General features: G+C 60.3%; 26 protein-coding genes and 1 pseudogene. 18 read left to right on the top strand and 9 right to left on the bottom strand.

Annotated features, from left to right (window positions below):
- Positions 1–31 precede the first annotated feature (31 nt).
- Positions 32–502 (bottom strand): MaoC family dehydratase, encoded by a 471-nt coding sequence (locus tag DKY63_RS13610; RefSeq protein WP_110964570.1) that lies wholly within the window; start codon positions 500–502, stop codon positions 32–34.
- A gap of 41 nt (positions 503–543) precedes the next feature.
- Entirely contained in the window at positions 544–1,488 is a 945-nt protein-coding gene (locus DKY63_RS13605; protein ID WP_110964569.1) for an alpha/beta hydrolase, read from the bottom strand.
- 358 nt (positions 1,489–1,846) lie between these two features.
- Between DKY63_RS13605 and fadD2 the strand changes: the two genes are divergently transcribed.
- Both fadD2 and fadD1 read left to right on the top strand, forming a co-directional pair.
- A complete protein-coding gene (gene fadD2, locus DKY63_RS13600; RefSeq protein ID WP_110964568.1) occupies positions 1,847–3,535 on the top strand; it encodes a long-chain-fatty-acid--CoA ligase FadD2 in 1,689 nt (562 codons plus the stop codon).
- A gap of 377 nt (positions 3,536–3,912) precedes the next feature.
- Positions 3,913–5,613: a long-chain-fatty-acid--CoA ligase FadD1 gene (gene fadD1 / locus DKY63_RS13595; RefSeq protein WP_110964567.1), complete on the top strand. Its 1,701-nt coding sequence runs from the start codon at positions 3,913–3,915 to the stop codon at positions 5,611–5,613.
- A gap of 170 nt (positions 5,614–5,783) precedes the next feature.
- Here fadD1 and DKY63_RS13590 read toward each other — a convergent pair whose 3' ends face one another.
- Positions 5,784–6,161, bottom strand: a complete 378-nt coding sequence (locus DKY63_RS13590) for a hypothetical protein (protein WP_110964566.1) — start codon at positions 6,159–6,161, stop codon at positions 5,784–5,786.
- 202 nt (positions 6,162–6,363) lie between these two features.
- Between DKY63_RS13590 and DKY63_RS13585 the strand changes: the two genes are divergently transcribed.
- The 3 genes from DKY63_RS13585 (at position 6,364) to def (ending at position 8,243) form a co-directional block, all read left to right on the top strand.
- The gene (locus DKY63_RS13585) at positions 6,364–6,555 is read left to right on the top strand and encodes a CsbD family protein (RefSeq protein WP_110964565.1); all 192 of its coding nucleotides are present in this window, start codon (positions 6,364–6,366) and stop codon (positions 6,553–6,555) included.
- 177 nt (positions 6,556–6,732) lie between these two features.
- Complete coding sequence (locus tag DKY63_RS13580) at positions 6,733–7,707, top strand: YihY/virulence factor BrkB family protein (RefSeq protein ID WP_110964564.1); 975 nt, start codon at positions 6,733–6,735, stop codon at positions 7,705–7,707.
- The gene (def, locus tag DKY63_RS13575; protein ID WP_110964563.1) at positions 7,704–8,243 is read left to right on the top strand and encodes a peptide deformylase; all 540 of its coding nucleotides are present in this window, start codon (positions 7,704–7,706) and stop codon (positions 8,241–8,243) included. Before DKY63_RS13580 ends, def begins: the two co-directional genes overlap by 4 nt.
- Positions 8,244–8,377: 134 nt before the next feature.
- Here def and DKY63_RS13570 read toward each other — a convergent pair whose 3' ends face one another.
- A complete protein-coding gene (locus DKY63_RS13570) occupies positions 8,378–8,794 on the bottom strand; it encodes a GNAT family N-acetyltransferase (protein ID WP_110964562.1) in 417 nt (138 codons plus the stop codon).
- Positions 8,795–9,183: 389 nt separating this feature from the next.
- Between DKY63_RS13570 and DKY63_RS13565 the strand changes: the two genes are divergently transcribed.
- The 6 genes and pseudogenes from DKY63_RS13565 (at position 9,184) to DKY63_RS33070 (ending at position 14,724) form a co-directional block, all read left to right on the top strand.
- The gene (locus DKY63_RS13565) at positions 9,184–10,125 is read left to right on the top strand and encodes a fatty acid desaturase (protein WP_110964561.1); all 942 of its coding nucleotides are present in this window, start codon (positions 9,184–9,186) and stop codon (positions 10,123–10,125) included.
- 136 nt (positions 10,126–10,261) lie between these two features.
- On the top strand, positions 10,262–11,053 hold the full coding sequence (locus DKY63_RS13555) for a phosphate/phosphite/phosphonate ABC transporter substrate-binding protein (protein WP_110964560.1): 792 nt from the start codon (positions 10,262–10,264) through the stop codon (positions 11,051–11,053).
- Between the two features lie 216 nt (positions 11,054–11,269).
- Positions 11,270–11,818 carry a sigma-70 family RNA polymerase sigma factor gene (locus DKY63_RS13550; RefSeq protein WP_110964559.1) on the top strand — a complete coding sequence of 183 codons (549 nt, stop codon included), beginning with the start codon at positions 11,270–11,272 and terminating at the stop codon, positions 11,816–11,818.
- Positions 11,815–12,828, top strand: a complete 1,014-nt coding sequence (locus DKY63_RS13545; protein WP_110964558.1) for an ABC transporter substrate-binding protein — start codon at positions 11,815–11,817, stop codon at positions 12,826–12,828. The genes DKY63_RS13550 and DKY63_RS13545 overlap by 4 nt, the downstream gene beginning before the upstream one ends.
- A 576-nt stretch (positions 12,829–13,404) precedes the next feature.
- Positions 13,405–14,175: pseudogene (locus DKY63_RS33075) on the top strand (PAS domain-containing protein); the annotation flags it as partial.
- Positions 14,176–14,184: 9 nt separating this feature from the next.
- A complete protein-coding gene (locus DKY63_RS33070) occupies positions 14,185–14,724 on the top strand; it encodes a methyl-accepting chemotaxis protein (RefSeq protein ID WP_430523153.1) in 540 nt (179 codons plus the stop codon).
- A gap of 127 nt (positions 14,725–14,851) precedes the next feature.
- Here the strand turns inward: DKY63_RS33070 and DKY63_RS13535 are convergent, their stop codons facing one another.
- The 3 genes from DKY63_RS13535 to DKY63_RS13525 form a co-directional block, all read right to left on the bottom strand.
- Positions 14,852–15,412 carry a hypothetical protein gene (locus DKY63_RS13535; protein ID WP_110964556.1) on the bottom strand — a complete coding sequence of 187 codons (561 nt, stop codon included), beginning with the start codon at positions 15,410–15,412 and terminating at the stop codon, positions 14,852–14,854.
- A gap of 158 nt (positions 15,413–15,570) precedes the next feature.
- Positions 15,571–16,209, bottom strand: a complete 639-nt coding sequence (locus tag DKY63_RS13530) for a glutathione S-transferase family protein (RefSeq protein ID WP_110964555.1) — start codon at positions 16,207–16,209, stop codon at positions 15,571–15,573.
- A gap of 195 nt (positions 16,210–16,404) precedes the next feature.
- Positions 16,405–17,436 (bottom strand): LacI family DNA-binding transcriptional regulator, encoded by a 1,032-nt coding sequence (locus tag DKY63_RS13525; RefSeq protein WP_110964554.1) that lies wholly within the window; start codon positions 17,434–17,436, stop codon positions 16,405–16,407.
- A gap of 215 nt (positions 17,437–17,651) precedes the next feature.
- Here DKY63_RS13525 and DKY63_RS13520 point away from each other — a divergent pair, with 215 nt between their 5' ends.
- A complete protein-coding gene (locus tag DKY63_RS13520; protein WP_110964553.1) occupies positions 17,652–18,185 on the top strand; it encodes a gluconokinase in 534 nt (177 codons plus the stop codon).
- 82 nt (positions 18,186–18,267) lie between these two features.
- Positions 18,268–19,620, top strand: a complete 1,353-nt coding sequence (locus DKY63_RS13515) for a GntP family permease (protein ID WP_110964552.1) — start codon at positions 18,268–18,270, stop codon at positions 19,618–19,620.
- 180 nt (positions 19,621–19,800) lie between these two features.
- On the opposite strand, the gene alaC is transcribed toward DKY63_RS13515, so the two are convergent.
- Positions 19,801–21,018 (bottom strand): alanine transaminase, encoded by a 1,218-nt coding sequence (gene alaC / locus DKY63_RS13505; RefSeq protein WP_110964551.1) that lies wholly within the window; start codon positions 21,016–21,018, stop codon positions 19,801–19,803.
- 138 nt (positions 21,019–21,156) lie between these two features.
- On the opposite strand from alaC, the gene DKY63_RS13500 reads away from it, so the two are divergent.
- From DKY63_RS13500 to DKY63_RS13490, 3 genes are all read left to right on the top strand, one after another.
- The gene (locus tag DKY63_RS13500; protein WP_110964550.1) at positions 21,157–21,819 is read left to right on the top strand and encodes a LysE family translocator; all 663 of its coding nucleotides are present in this window, start codon (positions 21,157–21,159) and stop codon (positions 21,817–21,819) included.
- Positions 21,820–21,886: 67 nt separating this feature from the next.
- Positions 21,887–22,372: a GyrI-like domain-containing protein gene (locus tag DKY63_RS13495; protein WP_110964549.1), complete on the top strand. Its 486-nt coding sequence runs from the start codon at positions 21,887–21,889 to the stop codon at positions 22,370–22,372.
- Positions 22,373–22,469: 97 nt separating this feature from the next.
- Positions 22,470–22,958, top strand: a complete 489-nt coding sequence (locus DKY63_RS13490) for a GNAT family N-acetyltransferase (protein WP_110964548.1) — start codon at positions 22,470–22,472, stop codon at positions 22,956–22,958.
- A gap of 138 nt (positions 22,959–23,096) precedes the next feature.
- Here DKY63_RS13490 and DKY63_RS13485 read toward each other — a convergent pair whose 3' ends face one another.
- Complete coding sequence (locus tag DKY63_RS13485) at positions 23,097–23,582, bottom strand: GNAT family N-acetyltransferase (RefSeq protein ID WP_110964547.1); 486 nt, start codon at positions 23,580–23,582, stop codon at positions 23,097–23,099.
- Between the two features lie 141 nt (positions 23,583–23,723).
- Between DKY63_RS13485 and DKY63_RS13480 the strand changes: the two genes are divergently transcribed.
- Together DKY63_RS13480 and DKY63_RS13475 are read left to right on the top strand one after the other, a co-directional pair.
- Positions 23,724–24,149 (top strand): YybH family protein, encoded by a 426-nt coding sequence (locus DKY63_RS13480; RefSeq protein ID WP_110964546.1) that lies wholly within the window; start codon positions 23,724–23,726, stop codon positions 24,147–24,149.
- Positions 24,150–24,176: 27 nt separating this feature from the next.
- Complete coding sequence (locus tag DKY63_RS13475) at positions 24,177–24,521, top strand: YciI family protein (protein WP_110964545.1); 345 nt, start codon at positions 24,177–24,179, stop codon at positions 24,519–24,521.
- The last annotated feature ends 1 nt before the right edge of the window (position 24,522 follow it).

The raw sequence follows: 24,522 nt of genomic DNA, 5'->3' as shown, positions 1-24,522 counted from the left end.
GGCTCGCTCCTACAGTTTATTGTGCGATGAATCAGCCGATGCTGATCGCTGGGAGCTCGGTCAACGTCACCGACTGCTGCTTGCGCGGCGCCAGAATCTCCGCCTCGCCGTCCACTACCAGCTCATCGCGCTGGTTGAATACACGGGTGGCAATGCGTACGCGGAACTTCGGCAGTTTTTCGAGGATTTCCAGGCGCACGGTCAGGGTGTCGCCAATCTTCACCGGCTTCTGGAAGCTCATCTGCTGGCCGATGTAGATGGTGCCCGGCCCAGGCAGTTCGCAGGCAACCGCGGCGCTGATCAGCGCACCGCTGAACATGCCGTGGGCGATGCGCTCCTTGAACATGGTGCCGGCGGCGTATTCGGCGTCCAGGTGCACCGGGTTGTGGTCACCCGACATCGCCGCGAATAACTGGATATCGCGCTCTTCGACGGTCTTGCTGAAGCTGGCGGTCTGGCCGACTTCGAGGGCTTCGTAAGGGGTGTTGGTAACCTGGGTCATGGGTCTGAATTCCTGTGACGAATAAAAGAAGTCGCTGATAACTATTCGGATCGGTGCGGCCGGGGGTTGCTCAAGGTCTGCTGGATCCAGGCCAGCACATCGGCGGTCACTTCATCGCGGTTGGTCTCGTTGAACAGTTCGTGCCGGGCCTGCGGATAAACGGTCAGTTGCAGGTTCTGGCTGCCGGCCTCGCGCAACGCGCCGGCCAGATCTTTCAGACGCTTGCCTTCACTCACCGGATCACATTCGCCGCCAATGACCAGCAATGGCAGGCCCGGGTCGATCTGGGCGAGATTGGACGTTTTGCTGATTTGCTGCAACCCGCCGAGCAAATCGATCCACAGCTGATTGGTGCAGCGAAAGCCGCAGAGCGGGTCGTTGACGTACAGATCGACTTCCGCCGGATCGCGGCTGAGCCAGTCGAAAGAGGTGCGCGCCGGTTTGAACGCCTTGTTGAACGAACCGAATGACAGCCATTCGATCAGCGCGCTGCGGCCCTTGGGGCCCTGGCGCAGGCGTTCGAAACGGGCAATCTGGCGGGCCGCGCGATAGAGCGCCACGGGCTGGAAGTTCGAACCGCTGAGCACGGCGCCATGCAGGCTGGCGCTGTGATGCAGCAGGTAGGCCTGGGCGATGTAGCTGCCCATGCTGTGCCCCAGCAGAACAATCGGCACGCCGGGATGCCGCTGGCCGATGTGCTGGTTGAGGCACGCCAGGTCCCCGACCACCTTGGCCCAACCGCCTTCATCGGCGAAATGTCCGAGGGTCCCGTTTTCGGCAGTTTTGCCATGTCCGCGCAGATCCGGCGCGTACACGCCAAAGCCTTGATCGCAGAACTTTTCTGCCAGACGCGCATAGCGACCGCTGTGTTCCGCCATGCCGTGCGCCAGCAGAATCACTGCCCTGGGCTTGTCCGTGGGTAGCCACTGGTTGACGAACAGCCGGTGGTGGTCACTGGTGGTCAGCCAGAACGTGTCGTGGATCATCGCGATTCCTTTGCTGAGGGCCTTTGTCACACACTTTACTGTAGGAGCGAGCCTGCTCGCGATGGTCGTCAACGAAGACGCTGGTAACCTGACACCCCGCGGTGTTCCGTCATCCATCGCGAGCAGGCTCGCTCCTACAAAGAGCTGACTGCACTGTATAGCGCATCCTCCACCAAAACATTCGATCAGGCTGCGCCGGGGCAGCAAGATTCACGCTATCTATGACACCTGAGGACATATTTGCCTGATTCGCCATTACTGCTAGTGTCGGTGAAGCTCCGCTTTTATGCATTTCGAGAATCTCTGGAAAATGACAGAAAAGCGGCCCGGATCGGCTCAGGTAAAGAGGACAAGAACAATGCAACCTGATTTCTGGAATGACAAACGCCCGGCCGGCGTGCCACTGGACATTGATGTCGCTGAGTACAAGTCGGTCATCGAGGTGTTCGAGCGTTCCTGCAAGAAGTTTGCTGATCGCCCGGCGTTCAGCAACATGGGAGTGACCCTGACCTACGCCCAGCTGGAGCGCTACAGCGCAGCGTTCGCCGGCTACCTGCAAGCCCACACCGATCTGAAACCGGGGGATCGCATCGCGGTGCAGATGCCCAACGTCCTGCAATACCCGATTGCCGTGTTCGGTGCCTTGCGCGCCGGGCTGATCGTGGTCAACACCAACCCGCTCTACACCGCGCGGGAGATGCGTCACCAGTTCAAGGATTCCGGCGCCCGGGCGCTGGTGTACCTGAACATGTTCGGGCAGAAGGTCCAGGAAGTGCTGGCCGACACCGACATCCAGTACCTGATCGAAGCCCGGATGGGCGACCTGATGCCGACCGCCAAGGGCTGGCTGGTCAACACGATGGTGAGCAAGGTCAAGAAAATGGTCCCGGCCTATTCGCTGCCCCAGGCCATTTCCTTCAAAACCGCGTTGAATCAGGGCAAAGGCCAGCCCATCAAGCCGCTGACCGCCCGACTCAACGACATCGCCGTCCTGCAATACACCGGCGGCACCACGGGCCTTGCCAAGGGCGCGATGCTGACCCACGGCAACCTGGTGGCCAACATGCAGCAGGCGCGGGCCTGCCTCAGTCAGTCCGGTAAAGATGGCCAGCCGCTGCTGCGCGAAGGGCAGGAGATCATGATCGCGCCGCTGCCGCTGTACCACATCTATGCCTTCACGGCGAACTGCATGTGCATGATGGTGACCGGCAACCACAACGTGTTGATCACCAATCCACGGGACATCGGCGGCTTCATCAAGGAGCTGAAAAACTGGCGGTTTTCGGCGCTGCTGGGTTTGAACACGCTGTTCGTGGCGCTGATGGACCACCCGGACTTCAAGACCCTGGACTTCGCAAGCCTCAAGCTCACCAACTCCGGCGGCACCGCGCTGGTCAAGGCCACCGCCGAGCGCTGGGAGCAAATGACCGGTTGCCGCATCACCGAAGGCTACGGCCTGACCGAAACCTCGCCTGTGGCCTGCACCAACCCCTACGGCGACCAGTCGCGCATCGGCACGGTCGGCCTGCCGGTGCCGGGCACCACGCTCAAGGTCATCAACGATGAGGGTGTCGAGCAGCCTCTGGGCGAGCGTGGCGAACTGTGTATCAAGGGACCGCAGATCATGAAGGGCTACTGGCAGAAACCCGAGGCGACCAACGAGGTGCTGGATGCCGAAGGCTGGTTCAAGTCCGGCGACATCGCGGTGATCGATCCGGATGGCTTTGTGCGTATCGTCGATCGCAAGAAGGACATGATCATCGTCTCGGGCTTCAACGTGTATCCGAACGAGATCGAGGACGTGGTCATGGCCCACCCGAAAGTCGCCAACTGCGCGGTGATCGGTGTGCCGGACGAGCGTTCGGGGGAGGCGGTGAAGCTGTTTGTGGTGGCGCGTGAGGCGGGGGTCAGCCTTGAGGAGCTGAAGGCGTACTGCAAGGAGAATTTCACGGCGTACAAGGTGCCCAAGCACATTGTGTTGCGTGAGTCGTTGCCGATGACGCCGGTGGGCAAGATTTTGCGGCGGGAGTTGCGGGATATCGCCTGATCGATAAATGGCCTATCCCTGTAGGAGCGAGCATGCTCGCGATGGACGTCAACGATAACGCGACTTGTCTGAATGACAGCGTTGTCTGGACGTTTTTCGCGAGCAGGCTCGCTCCTACAGTTTTTAAACCCCCGATTTACGGGGCTTATAGCGACATATAGGTTTTTTGCTCTAAAATGACCGGCAGCCATTCTTGAGTCACAAATGTGACCGTAGAGGCCGCTTTTGGCTCTGGTCGACCCAATTCAAAGCTGCTACTCTCGGCGCGCTTTGTGACTTCTCGGCCTGGAAAAAGCCCGGATTCACCTGTAAACAAACACCAATAATAATCGCATCAAATGCGGTGCTGAATTCGCGTTGCTGAGGAGTGGGCTTCCATGATCGAAGACTTTTGGAAGGATAAGTACCCAGCTGGAATTGCTGCCGACATCAATCCAGACGAGTACCCGAATATTCAGGCAGTGTTGAAGCAATCCTGCCAACGCTTCGCCAACAAACCGGCGTTCAGCAACCTGGGCAAGACAATCACCTACGGTGAGCTGTACGAACTGTCCGGTGCCTTTGCCGCTTATCTGCAACAGCATACCGATTTGCAGCCGGGCGATCGAATCGCCGTGCAACTGCCCAACGTCTTGCAGTACCCGGTGGCCGTCTTCGGTGCGATCCGGGCCGGCTTGATCGTGGTCAACACCAACCCGCTGTACACCGCCCGGGAAATGGAACACCAGTTCAACGACTCCGGCGCCAAGGCCCTGGTGTGCCTGGCCAACATGGCGCACCTGGCGGAAACCGTCGTGCCGAAAACCGGCGTCAAGCACGTGATCGTCACGGAAGTGGCGGACCTGCTGCCACCGCTCAAGCGCCTGCTGATCAACAGCGTGATCAAGTACGTGAAGAAGATGGTGCCGGCCTATCACTTGCCCAAGGCCATCAAGTTCAATGACGTGCTGAGCAAAGGCCAGGGCCAGCCTGTGACCGAAGCCAGCCCGGCCAGCAGCGACGTGGCCGTGCTGCAATACACCGGCGGCACCACCGGCGTGGCCAAGGGCGCGATGCTGACTCACCGCAATCTGGTGGCCAACATGCTGCAGTGCAAGGCGCTGATGGGCTCCAACCTCAATGAAGGTTGCGAGATCCTGATCACGCCGCTGCCGCTGTACCACATCTACGCCTTCACCTTTCATTGCATGGCGATGATGCTGATCGGCAACCACAACATCCTGATCAGCAACCCGCGTGATTTGCCGGCGATGGTCAAGGAACTGTCGAAGTGGAAGTTCAGCGGCTTCGTCGGCCTCAACACCCTGTTCGTGGCCCTGTGCAACAACGAAGGCTTCCGCAAGCTGGACTTCTCCGCGCTGAAAGTCACCCTGTCCGGTGGCATGGCCCTGCAACTGGCCGCCGCCGAGCGCTGGAAAGCGGTGACCGGCTGCGCCATCTGCGAAGGTTACGGCATGACCGAAACCAGCCCGGTGGCCACGGTGAACCCGATCCAGAACATCCAGATCGGCACCATCGGCATCCCGGTGCCGTCGACCTTGTGCAAAATCGTCAACGATGCCGGTGCCGAGCAACCGATGGGTGAAATCGGTGAGCTGTGCGTGAAAGGCCCGCAGGTGATGAAGGGGTACTGGCAGCGCCAGGAAGCCACCGATGAAATCCTCGACAGCGAAGGCTGGTTGAAAACCGGTGACATCGCCCTGATCCAGCCTGATGGCTACATGCGCATTGTCGATCGCAAGAAAGACATGATCCTGGTCTCCGGTTTCAACGTGTACCCCAACGAGCTGGAAGACGTGCTGGCGACCCTGCCGGGCGTGCTGCAATGCGCAGCCATCGGCGTGCCGGACGAGAAGTCGGGCGAGGCGATCAAGATTTTCATCGTCGCCAAGCCGGGCGTGACCCTGACCAAGGAAACCGTGATGGAGCACATGCGCGCCAACGTCACCGGTTACAAGGTTCCACGGGCCGTGGAGTTCCGCGATGCGCTGCCGACCACCAACGTCGGCAAGATCCTGCGGCGCGAGTTGCGCGATGAAGAGTTGAAGAAGATCAACGCGAAGAAAGCCACCGCGTGATCAACAAAAAGCCCCGCCGATGCGGGGCTTTTTGTTGGTCGGCTGGAAAAACCGGCCCTCTGTAGGAGCGAGCCTGCTCGCGAAGAAGGTCCCGGCAACGCGGGCATCCAGGCAGCCCGCGTCATCGTTGACGTCCATCGCGAGCAGGCTCGCTCCTACAGGAAAGGGGGTTATTGCCGAAACGGCGCGAAATTGACGTTGGTACCCGCCGGGCGCATGTCCTGCAGCCAGGAGTCCTTGTCGGCGCTCAGTTCCAGGCTCAGGGCCGCCTTGCGCTTGCCCTGGTTGCGCACCACCAGGCCTTCGAGTTTCTCGCGCAGGAACACCGTCGGCACTTTAAGGTGCAGCAGTTCGTCGGTGGCCGGGGTGTGCATCAGCAGGTGAATCCACTCGTACTGACCGACGGCCAGGCGCGACACCGGGATGTCGAACCACCAGATGTTGCGGTTGCGGTTCAATTCGGTGAAATGGCAGTTGTTGACGCCCAGCACGGCACCGCCAAGTTCCTGGTTTCTGCGGGCAATGGCCTGCTTTTTATCGAGTTTCATAACATTCCTGCGGGGGTTGGATCTTCAGCGTCATGGCGCCGATACGTGGCGCATTCTCGGGGGTTGCCGGGCAAACATAAAGCCCAACCTGCCTGGAGCGATGAAATGACGCGCTGAAAATAAATGAAACTCCCCGCAAAAGCCTCCGGTCAACCCTGTGTAACGACTTTCCTCCCTTTGAAAGCGACGCAGGAGAATCATCATGGGCAGCACGGGCGATAAAGTGAAAGGCATGGCCAACGAAGCGGTCGGCAACGTCAAGCAAGGCGTCGGCAAGGCCACCGGCAACGACAAAATGCGCGCCGAAGGCGTGATGCAGGAAAAGAAAGGCGAGGCCCAGCAAGCGGTCGGCAAAGCCAAGGACGCACTGAAAAAAGGCATCGACAAGGCTTGATCCGGGCTTTGACGAAAACACGCGGCGGCCATCCACGGATGGCCGTTTTTGTGTCAGCCTGAACTTGAGCGACGAAATTGTTTCAAAGTCGCCAGGTAGGCTAACTTGATGTAAGAAAACGGCCCCTGAGTCGCCAAGACTTCCACCCAACACTGCATGCGGCGAATGGAGACGCGAATGATTTTCCCGGACATGAGAGGCCTGCCCCTGCACCGTGTGATGATGCGCATGGTCACCGAATTCGTCGAAGACGAGATGTCGACCTATGCCTCGGCGCTGGCCTATCAAATGCTGTTTTCGCTGTTTCCCTTCATCCTGTTCCTGATCGCCCTGATCGGCTTCCTGCATCTACCGGACTTCTTCACCTGGCTGCGCCTGCAATCGGAACTGGTGCTGCCGCCCCAAGCCCTGGAGCAGGTCAACCCCGTCATCGACCAGCTCCAGCAGTCCAAGGGCGGCCTGTTGTCGGTGGGTATCGTGATTGCCCTGTGGACGGCCTCGGCAGGCGTACGGCTGATGATGAGTGCGATGAACGCGGCCTACGACGTGGTCGAGGGACGTCCCGCCTGGAAGCGTTTTCCGCTGTCGATCATCTACACCGTCGGCATCGCCGGCATGCTCTTGGTGGCCGCCGCGCTGATGGTGCTCGGGCCACAGGTGATGGGCTGGATCGCCGAGCAGGTCGGTCTCGAATATTTCATCGTTACCCTATGGTCCATCGCCCGCTGGCCGGCGATCGTGATCCTGCTGATGGTCGCCGTGGCGCTGATCTATTACGTGATGCCCGACGTCAAACAGGAATTTCGCTTCATCACCCCGGGTTCGGTGCTGGCGGTGGTGGTGTGGATCATCGCGTCCCTGGGCTTCGGCCTGTACGTCAAGGAGTTCGCCAACTACAACGCCATGTATGGCAGTATCGGCGCGATCATCGTGCTGCTCTTGTACTTCTACATTTCCGCCGCCGTGCTGCTGCTCGGCGCAGAGATGAATGCGGTGATCGAGCACATGTCCCGCGAGGGCAAGGACCCTGGCGAGAAAGTCCCCGGCGAGCACGGTACTGATCCTGAAGGGCAGCATGAAGAAAAACACCACGTGTCCGGCCTGGGCCGCGATCACTCGGTCAAACCACCCACTGACGAAGTCATCAAATGATCCGTGAAATCCTGAAAATGGGCGACGAGCGCCTGCTGCGCATCGCCCCGCCAGTGCCTGCCGAAATGTTCGACAGCCCTGAGTTGTGGCAACTGATCGATGACATGTTCCAGACCATGGAAAGCGTCGGCGGCGTCGGCCTGGCCGCGCCGCAGATCGGTGTCGACCTGCAACTGGTGATCTTCGGTTTCGAGCACAGCGAGCGCTACCCGGACGCTGAAGCCGTGCCGCAGACAATCCTGATCAACCCTCTGATCACGCCGCTGAGCCCGATCATGGAAGAGGGTTTCGAAGGTTGCCTGTCGGTGCCCGGCCTGCGCGGTGCGGTGGATCGCTATCAGCAGATCCGTTACGAAGGTGTCGACCCCAAGGGTGAGCCGATCGTGCGGATCGCCTCGGGATTCCATGCGCGGGTGGTGCAGCATGAATGCGATCACCTGATCGGCCGTTTGTACCCGTCACGCATTACCGATTTCAGCAAGTTCGGGTTTACCGAGGTGATGTTCCCCGACCTTGACCCCAACGCCGACGACTGACCCCTTTCAAAAAAACACCACAAATCCCTGTAGGAGCCGAGCTTGCTCGCGATAGCGGAGTGTCAGTCAGCTTTGATGTGACTGACACTCCGCTATCGCGAGCAAGCTCGGCTCCTACAGGGGTTATGCGGCGTTCAGGTTTTGGGTGCCAGACCCATGGCAATCATCGGTTTGCTGCGCGCATAACGGCTCAAACGCTCGACCATGGCGTAAGGCATCGGCGGATTGAAGGTGAAGCCGCGCCGCTCATAGAACCCGCGCAGGTCCGGATGGCAGAACAGCCACACCGGCAACTCGACTCCCTTCACCGCCTCAGCGATCAACGCAGCGGCGACACCCTGTTCACGACAGGCCGGATCGACGAACAACCCGGTCAGCCAATGCCCTCCGGCCACTGGACGCAGGCACAGCGCCGCGACGATCTCGTCTCGCCGGGCGACCCACAACTGCGCGTCGCGCACGGCTTTCATCGATGACTGGTGGGCGCGATAGAACTTGTTCATCAACGGCCAGAGCGGCTCGTCGAGCCGGGTGTAACGGGTATCGGGCATGGGACTAAACTGTTGGAGGGCAAGCGCGCGATTATAAAAGAACGCGCACGCCGGGATAGGTGTATACCTGATGTCACATCCCTCACGAGTGGAGTACGCATCATGTCCAAAGGTATGGAAGCAAAAAAAGAGCTGAAGAAAAAACCGGCAAAAACCGCCATTGAAAAGCGCGCCGATAAGAAGGCCAAGAAACTGAACGTATTCGGCCATTGAGCCTCGTTCCCCTGTAGGAGCTGCCGCAGGCTGCGATCTTTTGATCTTTAAAATCAAGATCAAAAGATCGCAGCCTGCGGCAGCTCCTACGTTGATCAGCGTTTAAGCAAAATAATCTGCAAGAAATCCCGGCGTCGTTGCACAGAAGGGGACTGGTCCCCGATCCGAGCAACGCCATGCCCCATTATTTCGATGACGCCCACCGCACAGAAATCGAAGCCCTGCGCCAACGCCTGACCGCCCGCACCGAGTGGCCGACCTGGTTGCTTTTGATTGGCGTCTACAGCGCCTGGTTCGCCATCATTCTGAACAGCCACAAACTGGGCCTGTGGTGGAGCACCCTTTTATTGATTCCCGTGGTGGTGCTCTGGCTGTCGCTACAGCACGAATTGCTGCATGGCCACCCGACCCGCTGGACCGCACTGAACAAAGTCCTCGGCTACGCGCCGTTCGCCGTGTGGTATCCCTACACGCTGTATCGCGACAGTCATCTGCTGCATCACCGTGACGAAGACCTGACCCTCCCCGGTCGCGATCCGGAAAGCCGCTATCTGAGCCGCGAACAATGGCAGGGCAGTTCGCTGTTCGAACAGGGTCTGCACTGGCTGAACAAAACCGTGCTCGGGCGCTTCGCCATCGGTGCACCGCTGGCCTTGCTGGGGCTGGCCCGGGAGGAACTGCAGCGGCTGAAAGCCGGTGATCGTCAGGCGTGGCTGATGTGGCTCAGTCATGGCGCGCTGACCCTGTTGATGCTGCTGTTCATCGCACGCTACAGCGTGGTGCCGGTGTGGCATTACCTGCTGCTGATCAGCGTGCCGGCGCTGTCGATTGCGATGATCCGCTCCTACTATGAACACCGCCCCCACGCCGAGCCCCAGCAGCGCACCGTGCTCAACGAAGCGGCATGGCCCTGGCGCTGGTTGTTCCTCAACCTCAACCTGCATCTGGTGCATCACGATTTGCCGGGGTTGCCCTGGTACGACTTGCCACGTGCCTACCGTGATCGACGCGAGCAGTGGCTGGCGCGCAGTGGCGGGTTTCTGGTGCGGGGGTATGGGCAGTTGTGGCGCGAGAATGGCGTGAAGGCAATCGACAGCCCGCGGCATCCATTTCACTGATTGCGAACACATTCCCCTGTAGGAGCGAGCCTGCTCGCGATGGCGGCCAATCAGTCGACATCACTTTTGTCTGACACGACGCTATCGCGAGCAGGCTCGCTCCTACAGGGGATCATTGTTGTATGGAAGGTTTTTGATGACTCAACACCTCGCCGAACTGCTGATGTACGTCGCCCCCGAACCCATTCGCCAGGCCAACGAACGCTGGCTGGCGCTCATCCTCGAGCGACTGGGCGCCACACGCCGCGACGCCGAGGGTTTGTCCCTGATGGACCTCTGGCTGTCACCGAACTTGCTGCTGACGCAAACCTGCGGCTACCCACTGATGACCGCGCTGCGCGGCAAGGTCCGGGTGCTGGGGCGCCCGCGCTATGAACTGCCGGACAGCAGCGCCGGCAACCATTGCAGCCTGATCCTGAGTCGTGCCGATGATCCGCGCAGGACCCTGGCGGACTTTCATGGCAGCCGGGGCGTGATTAACGGCGAGGATTCCAACAGCGGCATGAACCTGTTGCGTCATCGCCTGGCGCCTTTGCATCGGGACGGTCGATTCTTCGCCCAGGTCGGCATCAGCGGCAGCCACCGCGAAAGCCTGCGCTGGTTGCGCGAGGATCGGGCCGATCTGGCGGCCATCGACAGCGTGACCTTCGCCTATCTGGCGCGTGAGGCGGCAGAGGAGGTGCAAGGGTTGCGGGTGGTCGAGCGCAGTGCCTTGAGCCCGACATTGCCGTACATCACCGCTGCAAGTCTGAGCGATGAGCAAGCACAAGAGATTCGGCGGGTGATGAATGAGACGCTGGGAGATCTGCCGGAGGTGGCGCAGGTGCTTGGTTTGCAAGAGGTGTTGGCGGCCGACGAAAGCGACTACCAGATCGTTCTGGATTATCAACTACAGGCGCAAGCGTCGGGTTATGGGCTTTTGCGTTGACTGAAGACCATTCGCGAGCAGGCTCGCTCCCACAGAATATCCGCGGACCTGTGGGAGCGAGCCTGCTCGCGAAAGCAATCTGCCAGACAACACAAATAAATATTCCTAAATCGAATATAAAAATGAATTTTAAATATTATTAATGAATAAGGCTCCTTGCTAGGATCGCGCCACCGGACGACCGGACATTCAGCGACCCTGACCTTTGGAGCCTCTATGTCCGGCACCGACTTTTCCCATCGCAATGACGTGGGCGGCTTGTTCCGCGCCCATTACCCCTGGCTGTGCGCCCGCTTGCGCCAATACCTGGGCAACGCTTGCAGCGTCGAAGACATCGCCGCCGATGCCTTCGTGCAGTTGCTCGAAACGCCCGACCTGACATCGATCCGCGAACCGCGCGCCTTGCTCACCACCATCGCCCGACGTCTGGTCTTTGAGTCGTGGCGCCGCCGCGATCTGGAACGCCGGCACCTGGATCAACTGCAACAGCTTGATCAACCCACGGCACCGTCCCCCGAAGAACTGGCGCAACTGACCCAGGCCCTGCACGGCCTCGACCGCACCTTGGCGCGCCTGCCGGGCAAGGTCAGGGCGACCTTTCTGCTGTCGCGGGTCGACGGCCTGACCTACCCGCAGATCGCCGCTGAACTGGGCATTTCCCCGCGTTCGGTCAGCGTCTACATGACCCGTTCCACGGCCCTGTGCGCCCGGCACAGCGCCAATCAATGGCTGAACAACCCACTACAGAACAAGAGGTCCGCATGAGATCGATCAAAACCCTGCTCGGCAGTTCGCTGCTGGCCCTGAGCCTGATTGCCGGCCCGGCATCGGCAAGCGAAAAAACGACGCCCATCCACTTTGGCGACCTGACCTGGGAAAGCGGCAATCTCATCACCGAGATCCTGCGGCTGATCGTCGAGAAAGGTTACGGCTACCCCACCGATACCTTGCCGGGCAGCACCGTCAGCCTCGAAGCGGCGCTGGCCAAAAATGACATTCAGGTGATTGGCGAAGAGTGGGCCGGGCGCAGTCCGGCATGGGTCAAGGCCGCCTCTGAGGGCAAGGTGTTCGGCCTTGGCGATACGGTCAAGGGCGCGACCGAGGGATGGTGGGTGCCGGAGTACGTGATCAAGGGCGACCCGGAGCGCGGCATCAAGCCGCTGGCGCCGGAGCTCAAATCCGTGGCCGACCTGAGCAAGTACAAGGACGTGTTCCGCGACCCCGAGGATCCGAGCCGCGGGCGCTTCCTCAACAGCCCCACCGGCTGGACCTCGGAAATCGTCAACAGCCAGAAGCTCAAGGCCTACGGCCTGACGCAGAGCTTCGTCAACTTCCGCACCGGTTCCGGCGCGGCGCTGGATACCGAGGTGGCGTCGTCGATTCGTCGCGGCAAGCCGGTGCTGTTCTACTACTGGTCGCCAACGCCGCTGTTGGGGCGCTTCAAACTGGTGAAGCTGGAAGAACCGCCGTTCGACGCCGACGCCTGGAAAACCCTGGCCGACGCCACTAACCCCAATCCGAGGGGTACCCGCTCGATGCCGGCCAGCCTGGCCATCGGCGTGTCCGCACCCTTCAAGGCGCAGTACCCGGAGCTGGTGACGTTCTTCGAGAAGGTCGACCTGCCGATCGATCTGTTGAACCAGACGTTGGGGCAGATGAGCGAAAAGCGGCAGAAGCCGCGGGAAGTCGCCGAAGCGTTTTTGCGTGAACAGCCGCAGGTGTGGAAAGGTTGGGTGCCGGGGGAGGTGGCGGGCAAGGTGAGTGCCAGCCTGTAGTGCTGTGCTGTGCTGTTCGATCGTTAGCCATCGCGAGCAGGCTCGCTCCTACAGGATTTCCGTGGCCCTGCAGGAGCGAGCCTGCTCGCGATCCGCTTCACCCCATCCCCACGGCTGACACCGTCTTCGTTCCCATTCTCAAACACGCGTCCTAGAGCGGTTTTGGATCCAACCGCTGAACCGATTTTGTCCTCGATACTGGCCGACTAGTGGCCTTGCTTAGCCCCCATGCCTGTCTATGCTCATTCGTAACTAACTATGTCGGACGCAATCGGCCAATAGCGATTGCGGCTTCAGAGTGCGCAGGCCAAGGCACCGTAGCCGATCAAAATGGAGAAATACGTTAAATGGACTTTGTTTATGAGCACATCAGGGCTCGCCCGGTTTCGGGCTATCAAGAGAAGGATGTCTTGATGAGGACGTCGAAATAAGGACCCTCCGATTCAACATCAACTAATTCCCTGACAAGTCCTTCCTTTGGAGGGGCGCGCGTACCTGTTCCAAGGAACGAAGTGGTGGATGTGAAAGCCCCGTTACTTTCATTTATCAAAAGACCGCGCATAGGGTGATACGACCATGTTCAACCTGCATAACAAGGCTGACTTGCTGGAAATCGAACGCTCCGGCTGTGCACTGGCCGAAGCCAATGCCAAGTTGGCGGCTATCGGTCGTTCGATGGCGATGATCGAGTTCACACCGGATGGCATCGTCATCGATGCCAATGAAAACTTTTGCAGGGCCATGGGTTACAGCGCCGATGAAGTACGCGGCAAGCATCACCGGATTTTCTGCGAGGAAGCGTTTTACCGCAGCGAGGCGTACGCCAAATTGTGGCGTGACCTGGCGCGGGGCGAAGCGCTCAGCGGCACCTTTTCGCGCTTGAACAAGAGTGGCCGGGAGATCTGGCTCGAAGCCAGTTACATGCCGGTGTTCGGCCCTGACCGACAGGTGCGCAGCGTGATCAAGGTGGCCACGGATATCACCGACAGGATCAACAAGGAACACGAAAACGAAGCCCGGCTCGCCGCCATCGGCCGCTCCATGGCGGTGATCGAATTCACCCCGGACGGCAAGGTCATCACGGCCAACGAAAACTTTCTCAAGACCATGCACTACTCCCTTAACGAAGTCGTTGGCCAACACCACAGCCTGTTCTGTCACCGTGCCGAAGCCGAGTCGTCGGCCTACAAGGCATTCTGGGCGTCGCTCAATCGCGGCGAATATCACTCGCACCGATTCGAGCGCAAAGACAAGTTCGGTCATACCGTCTTTCTGGAAGCGTCCTACAACCCTTTGTTCGACGCCAAGGGCCGGCTGTACAAGGTGGTGAAGTTCGCCAGCGACATCACCCGCCAGATGACCACCCTGCAAACCGCTGCGGAATCGGCCCACAGCACCTCGGTGCAAAATGACGTTTGCGCCCGCAAGGGCTCCGAGGTGGTGCAGCAGACGGTGCAGATCATCCAGGACATTTCCAAAGACCTGAACGAAGCGGCGCTGAGCATCGATGCGGTGAGCAAACAGTCCGACATCATCGGCACCATCGTGCAGACCATTCGCGGCATCGCCGATCAGACCAACCTGCTGGCGCTCAACGCTGCCATCGAAGCGGCCCGCGCCGGGGAGCACGGCCGAGGCTTCGCGGTGGTGGCCGATGAAGTGCGCAGCCTGGCCGCGCGCACGAGCCAGGCGACGGTGGAAATCGTCGATGTGGTGCGCAAGAACCACGATCTGTCGGTGAGTGCGGTGACGAGCATGCAATCGAGCCTGAGCCGAACCGGGCTCGGGGTGGAGCTGGCTAACGAGGCGGGGGAAGTGATTCTGGAGATTCAACAGGGCTCGCGGCATGTGGTGGATGCGATCAGTCAGTTCAATTCCACGCTGCAACTGAATTAAACGCAAACCCCTGTAGGAGCGAGCATGCTCGCGATGGAGGTCAACGATAACGCGGGCATTCTGAATGCCAGCGGTGTCTGGTAATCCATCGCGAGCATGCTCGCTCCTACAGGGGACGGGGCTGTGCTCAGAGCGAAGCCAGGAGTTTATCCACCACCTGAGCCTTGTCCTGATTGCCGTCCTTTTGCGCCTTCTCGGCCGCTGCCATCTCGCGCTTGTCTTCCATGCGCTTGGCGATTTCCTCACCGATCGCCTGCTGCTTCTCCGGAGGCATCTTGTCGACTTCTTCCTGAGTCAGGCCCATTTCCTCAAGGATCGCATCGTGCATGCGCTGTTCCGGGGACTTGCTCATGTACTCCTTGAACTCGGAGGTGGCCGAGCCGTCCTTGATCCGATCCCTGACGCCGTCCGGCAGCGGCGCATTGACCGCTTGCAGGTTCACGCGGGTCTTGGCGAACGCTTCATCGACGTTGTCACTGATGCGTGTGGTTTCGCTGACCTGCTGCGTGGCCTGCCCGGTGGCGGACTCCTGAACCTGGGACGCGGCCTGGGAGTTCTGTGCCTGCACGTTGTTCTGCAGGGCCTGGGTCAGGACGCTTTGCAGGCCGGCGGCGGCTTCGGCGGTGGGATCCTCGCCTGGGCGTTTGGGAAGGGGAGTAACCAGGTTTGTTTTTGCATTGACCAACATGATGAAAGCCCTTGTAAGTGATGACAGTGCAGGGCTTTGAGCAAAGACTGTGCCTGTAAAGAAAACTCTATACAGATCAGCTGGTTAGCCTTGTTTCGGTGAGCTTTCGCGGCAGAGAAGGGCAAACCTTTGCCGACGGATGGCAAAGGTTGCGCCATTCAAGGCAGGCCGTTGCAGCAGTGCTTGAGAAAACCGGGCTGCGGTGCCAGACGCTTGAAGTATTCATCGATGGCCGGGTAGTCGGAGCGCTCCATCGGCGTCATCAGCCAGCGGTTGACCGACAGCCCGATCACGATGTCGGCCAGGGTAAACCGGGCCCCGGCGACGTAGGCCTTGGTGCTCGCCAGTTGATGTTCGAGGATACCCATTTTCTGGTTCCAGCCGCGCACACTGACTTCCACGCGATGCGGGTCCTGGAATTCCGGGTCCTTGCGCACCAGCGCCATGAAAGCGTAGCTCCAGGAAGCGTTGAGATCGGTGGCCTGCCAGTCGATCCACTGGTCCACCCGGGCGCGGGCCGCCGGGTCGGTGGGCAGCAGCTCGTTGTGATGGTGGTGATGCTTGCCGGCCAGGTAGCGGCAGATGGTGTTGGACTCCCACAGCGGCCCGTTCTCATCAATGATCACAGGCACCTGGGCGTTGGGGTTGAAGCGCAGGAACTCGGGGCTGTGGGTCGAGGCGAAACCGCTGCCCCAATCCTCGCGCTCATAGGTGAGGCCCAGCGCCTCGCAGGTCCACAGGACCTTGCGGACGTTGATCGACGAGGCCTTGCCGAGGATTTTCAGTGCATGTTCCATGAAGCGACTCCATCCACAATGGTGTACATCCCCTTAATTGTAGGAGCTGCCGCAGGTTGCGATGTGATCGTTCCCACGCTCTGCGTGGGAATGCAGCCGGGGACGCTCCGCGTCCCAAATCCAGAGCCGAACGCGGAGCGTCCGTTGAGGCATTCCCACGCAGAGCGTGGGAACGATCAGAGCCTGCGCAAGCTCCTACGTACTCTCGCGCACCTTCAACTCAAACCCCATGTCCTGCACCGGCTTGGCCACGGTATTACCGGCCATCAGCGTCAGCATCTGCTCTGCCGCGCGGCGGCCGATGGCTTCGCGCGGGGTGTTGATGCTGCTCAAGCGCGGGACCATGTGGGCCGACCCCGGCAAATCGTTGAAACCGAGGATCGACACTTGTTCGGGGATCTTGATCCCGCAGCGCAGGGCTTCGAGCAGGGCGCCCTGGGCCAGGTCGTCGTTGCCGAAGAAGATGGCATCGACATCCGGATGGCTGGCCAGCAGTTTCAAGAACAGTTCGCCACCCAGGCCCACGGAAGAGGCACGCGGGGTCAGCACTTCAAGTGCCGGGTCATACAGACCGGCTTTTTGCAGGGCGCGACGGTAACCTTCGCCGCGCAGCAGCGTGCGCTGGTCGAGCTGCGCGCCGATGTAGGCCAGGCGCTTGCGGCCCCGGGACAGCAAATGTTCGGCAGCCGTTTCACCGGCGGCCAGCTGCGAAAAACCGACGCAATTGAGGCCCGCGGCGCTGTCCAGTTCCATCATGTACACGCAGGGGATGTTGCTTGCCTCGATCATCCGCCGCGAACTTTCAGTGCGGTCGAAACCGGTCAGCAGCAAGCCACGGGGCTGATAAGCCATGTAGTTGCGCAGCAGGTTTTCTTCTTCATCGCGCGAGTAATGGAAGTTGCCGATCAGCACTTCGAAGCCCTTGGGGCGCAGAACCTGATGAATGGCTTCCAGGGTGTCGATGAACAGCAGGTTGGACAGCGACGGCACCAACACCACCACCGAATGGCTCTGGGCCGAGGCCAGGGCGCGGGCGGCGGAGTTGACCACGTAGTTGAGTTCACGGGCCGCGTTCTGGACTTTTTCCACCAGTTCCGTGGCCACTGTGCTCAAGCCGCGCAGGGCGCGAGACGCGGTAATCGGGCTGACGCCAGCCAGTCGCGCGACTTCGTTCAGGGTAGGGCGGCCAGTGGTGCGCGTATTTTTATCGTTCTTGGTTGAGGTCATCGACGGCTTGCCAAACAATATTCAAGGCACTAAGGTAGCGCTGTCTCGATGCAGCTGCAAATGCGTGAGCGAGGGTTCGCCTGATCCTCGCTTTTTGGCGTTGGGGACAAACATGCTGCAACCCACAAAATGACAAGAAAGGCGTCGGCAACTCCTGCTTTTGGTCTAGTGTCATAACTGGCAAAGGTAGCGCTGTCTGCGCGCTGAGGTGTTACATGAACCATCCCATCACCGCCCTGGTCATCATGGGCGTTGCCGGTTGCGGCAAGACGTGCGTCAGCGAGGCCCTCTGCCTGCTTAACGGCGCCACTGCCATTGAAGGCGACTCTTTCCACCCTGCCGCCAATATCGAAAAGATGAGCGCGGGTATTCCCCTGAACGATGAAGACCGTGCCGGCTGGCTCGACAGCCTGTGCGATGAGCTGCGCCGCGTCGACGCCCTGGGCCAGCGCCCGGTGCTGACCTGCTCGGCCCTCAAGCACATTTACCGTGAACGCTTGCGCAGTGCCTTGCCGGGCCTGGGCTTCGTGTTCCTGGAACTGACCCCCGAAGTGGCTGCCGACCGGGTTTCCCATCGTCCGGGCCATTTCATGCCGTCGACCCTGATCGATAGCCAGTTCGCCACCCTCGAATCCCCGGTCGGCGAGCCGTTGACCCTGGCCCTCGATGCCTCGACCCACAGCGTCGACCAGTTGGCGGTGCAAGCACACCACTGGTGGCTCGAGCACGGCCTGAAACGTGCCGGTTAATTTTTGCTTGCAGAGATAGCGCTGTCCTTATGGCTTTCGAATTACCCGCTTTAATAACAACAACAACCAGGAGACACCCCTAATGTTTGGCATGTCCCACGAGACGTTCCTGCTGCTTGATGCAGTGGTGACGGTGATCGGGCTTATCGTCCTGATCACCAAGTTTAAGTTTCACCCCTTCATTGCCCTGACCATTGCCGCCGCCTTCCTCGGGCTGACTTCCGGCATGCCGATCGGCACCATCATCAAGGCCTTCCAGGATGGCTTCGGTGGCGTGCTCGGTTTCGTCGGGATCATCCTCGCGTTGGGCACCATGCTCGGCAAAATGATGGCCGAGTCGGGCGGGGCGGACCAGATCGCCCAGACCCTGATCCGCGCCTTCGGCAAGGACAAGGTGCAGTGGGCGATGATGTTCGCCGCGTTCCTGGTGGGCATCCCGCTGTTCTTCGAAATCGGCTTCGTGCTGCTGATCCCGCTGGTGTTCATCGTCGCCCGTCGCACCGGTGTGTCGATCATCAAGATCGGCATCCCGCTGCTGGCCGGCCTGTCCGCCGTGCACGGCCTGGTGCCACCGCACCCGGGCCCACTGCTGGCGATCGGCGTGTTCGGTGCCGACATCGGCAAGACCATTCTTTACGGTCTGATCGTGGCGCTGCCAACGGCGATCATTGCCGGTCCGATCTTCGGTACCTTCATTGCCAAGCACATCCCAGGCCATCCGAACCAGGAACTGGTGGATCAACTGGCCCGTGAATCGGACTCCGCCGAACTGCCAAGCTTCGGCATCACCCTGGTCACCGTGCTGTCGCCGGTGTTCCTGATGCTGCTGAAAACTTTCGCTGACGTGGTGCTGCCGGACGGCAACTTCTTCCGCACCTTCATGGACCTGATCGGTCACCCGATCTCGGCGCTGCTGTTGGCGTTGCTGCTGTCGCTGTACACCTTCGGTCACAAGCAGGGCATCGGTTCGCAACAGATCCTCAAGTGGCTGGACGCGAGCCTCGCGCCGACCGCCGCGATCATCCTGATCATCGGTGCCGGCGGTGGCTTCAAGCAGATGCTGGTGACCAGCGGCGTAGGCGACGTGATCGGTCATATGGCTGTGGCTGCACAGATCTCGCCGATCCTGCTGGCCTGGCTGGTGGCGGCGGTGATCCGTATCGCTACAGGTTCGGCCACCGTGGCGACCATTACCGGCGCGGGCATCGTGGTGCCAGTTGTCGGGATGATTCCAGGGGTTAACCGTGAACTGCTGGTACTGGCCACCGGTGCCGGTTCCTTGATCCTGTCCCACGTGAACGACGCCGGTTTCTGGCTGGTCAAGCAGTACTTCAACATGACCGTGGCAGAGACGTTCAAGACCTGGACCGCGATGGAGACCATTCTGTCGGTGGTGGGGCTGGGCTTTATTCTGTTGTTGTCGCTGTTCGTTTAAGCGTTTTCAACAGACACAAAAAAACCGCAGTGATGCGGTTTTTTTGTGGGTGATGATTTCATGGTCATACACAAAACCACTGTAGGAGCGAGCCTGCTCGCGATAGCGGTGGGTCAGGCAACAGCTTTTTTGAAAGTGATGGCCTCATCGCGAGCAGGCTCGGCCCTACAGGTTTTTGTGTCAGGCGTTGGATTTGGTGACGAGCCCATCCGCCCGGAACATCCCGCGAATCCCGCGCACGGCCTGGCGGATCCGGTCCTGGTTTTCGATCAGGGCGAAGCGTACGTGATCATCCCCGTACTCACCGAAACCCACGCCCGGCGAAACGCAGACCTTGGCTTCGGCCAGCAGTTTCTTGGCGAACTCCAGCGAACCCATGTGGGCGTACGCCTCGGGAATCTTCGCCCAGACGTACATCGAGGCTTTCGGATTCTCGACCATCCAGCCCAATTCATGCAGGCCCTTGACCAGCACGTTGCGCCGCTGCCGGTATTGCTCGGCGATGTCGCGCACGCATTGTTGATCGCCTTCCAGCGCGGCAATCGCTGCCACCTGCAAGGGGGTGAAAGTGCCGTAGTCGTGGTAGCTCTTGATCCGCGCCAGGGCGCTGACCAGTTCCGGGTTGCCGACCATGAAACCGATGCGCCAGCCCGCCATGTTGTAGCTCTTGGACAGGGTGAAAAACTCCACCGCGATGTCCTTAGCGCCGGGCACCTGCATGATCGACGGGGCTTTCCAGCCGTCGTAGACGATGTCGGCGTAGGCCAGGTCATGCACCACCAGCACGTCGTACTGCTTGGCGAGGGCGATTACCCGTTCGAAGAAATCCAGCTCCACGCACTGCGCGGTGGGGTTGGACGGGAAGCCGAGAATCATCATCTTCGGCTTCGGGATCGAACCACGAATGGCCCGTTCCAGTTCAGCGAAGAAATCCACGCCCGGCACCAGCGGCACCGAACGCACCTGGGCGCCGGCAATCACGGCACCGTAGATGTGAATCGGGTAGCTCGGGTTGGGCACCAGTACCGTGTCACCCTGATCCAGGGTGGCCAGCATCAGGTGCGCCAGGCCTTCCTTGGAGCCGATGGTGACGATGGCTTCGCTTTCCGGGTCGATGTCGACCTCGTAGCGTTCCTTGTACCAGTTGGAAATCGCCCGGCGCAGACGCGGAATGCCCTTGGACGTCGAGTAGCCGTGGGTGTCTTCGCGCTGGGCGACGGTCACCAGTTTCTCGACGATGTGCGGCGGGGTGGCGCCGTCGGGGTTGCCCATGCTCAAGTCGATGATGTCTTCGCCACGACGACGGGCGGCCATCTTCAGCTCGGCTGTGATGTTGAAAACGTAGGGGGGGAGTCGATCTATGCGCGCAAAGCGGCGCGGCGAACCTTGTTCGGCCATTGTTGCCTCGATAACGTAAGCGCCCGGAACCGTCCGAGCGACGCAGGTCACTGCGGTGACCTGTGGCGGAATGTACGGGCAGCTGTGGCAGACTGTCCAGCCTCGATGTAAACAAATTTTTCCGAAGGAATTGGATTGATGGAATTTAGCAGTGGCTTCTTGCTGAGCCTTTCGCTGTGCCTGGATATCGGCGTGGCCAACATCGCGATGATCACCCTGGCGATGCAACGCGGCTATTTTCAAGGCTTCGCCCTGGGCCTGGGCACCTGCGTCGGCGACTTGATCTACGCGGTGCTGGCGCTGGCGGGCATGACCGTTCTGCTGCAATACGAAACCGTGCGCTGGGTGCTGTGGATCGGCGGTTCTGCGCTGCTGGTGTACTTCGCGGCGAAGATGATCTATTCGGCGATTCACCATGAAGCGCAGTTGGCCGCCACCGCCGAGGTCGGCCACAACTCCCCTCGCAAGGAGTTCTTTCGCGGGATCTTTCTCGCCATGTCATCGCCCAGCGCGATCCTCTGGTTCGCCGCCGTGGGCGGCACGCTGATCGCCCGCTCCGGCGGTGGCGGCCCCCTGAGTTCAGCGTTGTTCCTCGGTGGTTTCCTCTGCGCCGGGCTGCTGTGGTGCGCCGGCCTGTGCTTCGCCGCCAGCCACGGTGGCAAGCTGCTGGGCGACAAGCTGCTGCGTTACTCCTACATGGCATCGGCGGCGATCTTCTGCTATTTCGCGGTGTACGTGATCCTATCGGGGTACAACGAGTTCTTCGGAGCGGGTGCCGTCGAGCAGTTGCACGCCCTGTAACTGGGCGAATCGGGTTTGGCTTCTATACTCCCAGCCGAACCCACTTTTTCCTTCCAGGAGTTGCGTCATGGATGAACAAAAAGGCTTCGAACTGTCGGAACCTCGCTTCGAACACGGGCACTTTTTCCTGATTGCCGGTATGGGCGAGCGCTTCACCCAACAGACCATCCCGCGTATCCCCGCTCTGTGGGAGAAACTCATGCCTCATCTGGGGCAGATCCCTGGCCAGAAAGGCGAAGTGATGTACGGCGTCGGTTATAACTTCGATGGTCAGGGCGGTTTCGACTACATCGCCGGGGTCGAGATCAGCAAGCTCGATGACCTGCCCGACAGCTACCGCTGGGTTGAAGTCCAGCCGCAGTATTACGCGGTGTTCGAGCACAAGGGGCCTTTGACCACTTTGCCGCAGACCTTCCGCTACATCTGTGATACCTGGCTCCCGCAATCCGGCTACAAGGCCAGCGACGCCCCGGAGTTCGAGCGCTACAGCGAGGACTACAACCCGAAGCTGAACACCGGCAAGCTGGAAATCTGGTTGCCGATCCAGCAATGACTTAGGCCTAGGGAGGTGCATCAACCGATTCGCCTCTCGATGTCACGCTGCGCCTGCTTTAAGATCCCCTGCCTTTTCCCGCCCATTCCGAGCTGCCATGAACACCGTCATCCGCAACGTCACGCCTGCCGACCTGGACCGCTGCTACGCCATCGAAACCGTTGCCTACGAAGGCGACGAAGCCGCGACCTACGAGAAGATCGCCACCCGTATCGCCACCTGGCCCGAGGGTTTCATCGTGGCCGACGTGGACGGCGTGGTGGCCGGTTTCATCAACTCCGGCGCGGCGTTCCAGGTGGAAATGTCCGATGAAGCGTTCAAGGAACTGATCGGCCACGACCCGGCGGGCCCGAACGTGGTGATCATGTCGGTGGTGGTGCATCCGGATTATCAGGGGCAGGGTCTGGCGAAGCGCTTGATGGCTGAGTTCATCGAGCGCATGCGTGGCATGGGCAAGGCGACGATTCATTTGATGTGCAAGGAGCGGCACATTCCGTTGTATGCCGGGTTCGGGTTTGCCTACATCAAGCCTTCGGCTTCCGACCATGGCGGCATGGCGTGGCATGAGATGTTGCTCAATCTCTGACTCCAACGCAGATCCCCTGTGGGAGCGCATTTGTGGGAGCGAGCCTGCTCGCGAAGACGGTGAATCAAACGACATCAATGTTGCCTGACACACCGCTTTCGCGAGCAGGCTCGCTCCCACAGGGAATCGTGCTCAGTTTCAGAAGCTCAGCCCCATCCGCCGCTCATACCCGATCCTTCCCCTGTACGCCTCGCCGCTGTCGACAAAGCCATACCGGGCATACAGCGCAATCGCCGACTCATTGTCCGCATCCACCGACAACTCCAGCCCCCGTATTTCCGGCCAGGCCTGGCGCGCCGCTTCGGGCAGCGCTTGCAGGCAGGCCTTGCCATAGCCTTTGCCCTGGGCCCGTTGGTCGACCTGCAGCGCATGCAGCGTGGCGCTATGCTCATTGGCCCAGGCCGGCAATACCGGCGGGCGCTTGAGCAGCAGGAACGCCACGGGAATGTCGTCCGCCAGCAGGGCAAATCCCTTGACGCCGGGGCAGGGACGGGACAGCAGGGTGTGCAAGGCGCCGTGAATGTCACCGGAGAATTTGATCTGTTCCGGGAGCACCTCTATCGCCTCGACCTGCTGGCGCTGCAGCGCGCTGAGGCTTTCGTAAGGCACGAGTCGGGCTGTCATGGGAGTGTCCTTGTTCCTGCACGAATGAACTGCGGATTCTAGCGATTACGGCGCTTTGGATTATTTTTATTTCAGCTGTCGATCAGCCGGGCCGCCAGACGACTAAAGGTGTCTTCACAATAAAAACCACGGAGAACCACCATGAGCGCCACCCATGAAATCCAGACCCTCATCGACAACTATCGTCAGGCGGTTGTCGCCAAGGATATCGACAGAATCATGAGCTTCTATGGCGAGGACATCGTCTCCTTCGACGCGGTCAAGGCCCTGCAATTTCGCGGCAAAGCCGCCTACCGGGCGCATTGGCATGCCTGCATGGAAATGTGCCCGGGCCCGCACCAGTTCGACTTCGACCACATCAACATCGTCGCCGATGAACACATCGCCTTCGCCCACTGGCTGGCCCACTGCGGTGGCACCAACGACAAGGGCGAAATCCAGGCCTGCTGGATGCGCGGAACCGCCGGCTATCGACGCGAAGCCGGGCAATGGCGCATCGTTCACGAACACTGGTCGGCCCCGTTCGACATGCAAAGCGGCGCGGCACTGTTCAATCTGGAGCCTTGAGTAGAACCCTTCGGTCAGGAGAGCGCGATGAAATATTTATGCCTGGTCTACAGCGATGAGCGCCTGCTGCATTCGCTGCCGGAAAGCCCCAACGACGAGGAGTGCATGGCCTATGCCGAGTCGGTCCAGGGCAGTGGCCGGATGATCGCCGCCGAGGCGCTGCAGTCGGTGCAGACCGCCACCACCGTGCGCATGCGCAACGGCAAGTTGTCGATCATTGACGGTCCGTTTGCCGAAACCAAGGAGCAATTGGCCGGCTTCTACCTGATCGATGCCAAGGATCTGAACGAAGCCATCCAGGTCGCGGGTGACATCCCGGCGGCGCGGGTCGGCAGCGTCGAAGTGCGCCCCGTTCGAACGTTGAATGTCTGAC

It is taken from the genome of Pseudomonas putida (assembly GCF_003228315.1).
In the GTDB taxonomy this organism is placed as follows: Bacteria; Pseudomonadota; Gammaproteobacteria; order Pseudomonadales; family Pseudomonadaceae; genus Aquipseudomonas; species Aquipseudomonas putida_S.
The sequence above is the reverse complement of the archived record's forward strand: the minus strand, read 5'-3'. Positions and strand labels throughout refer to the sequence as shown.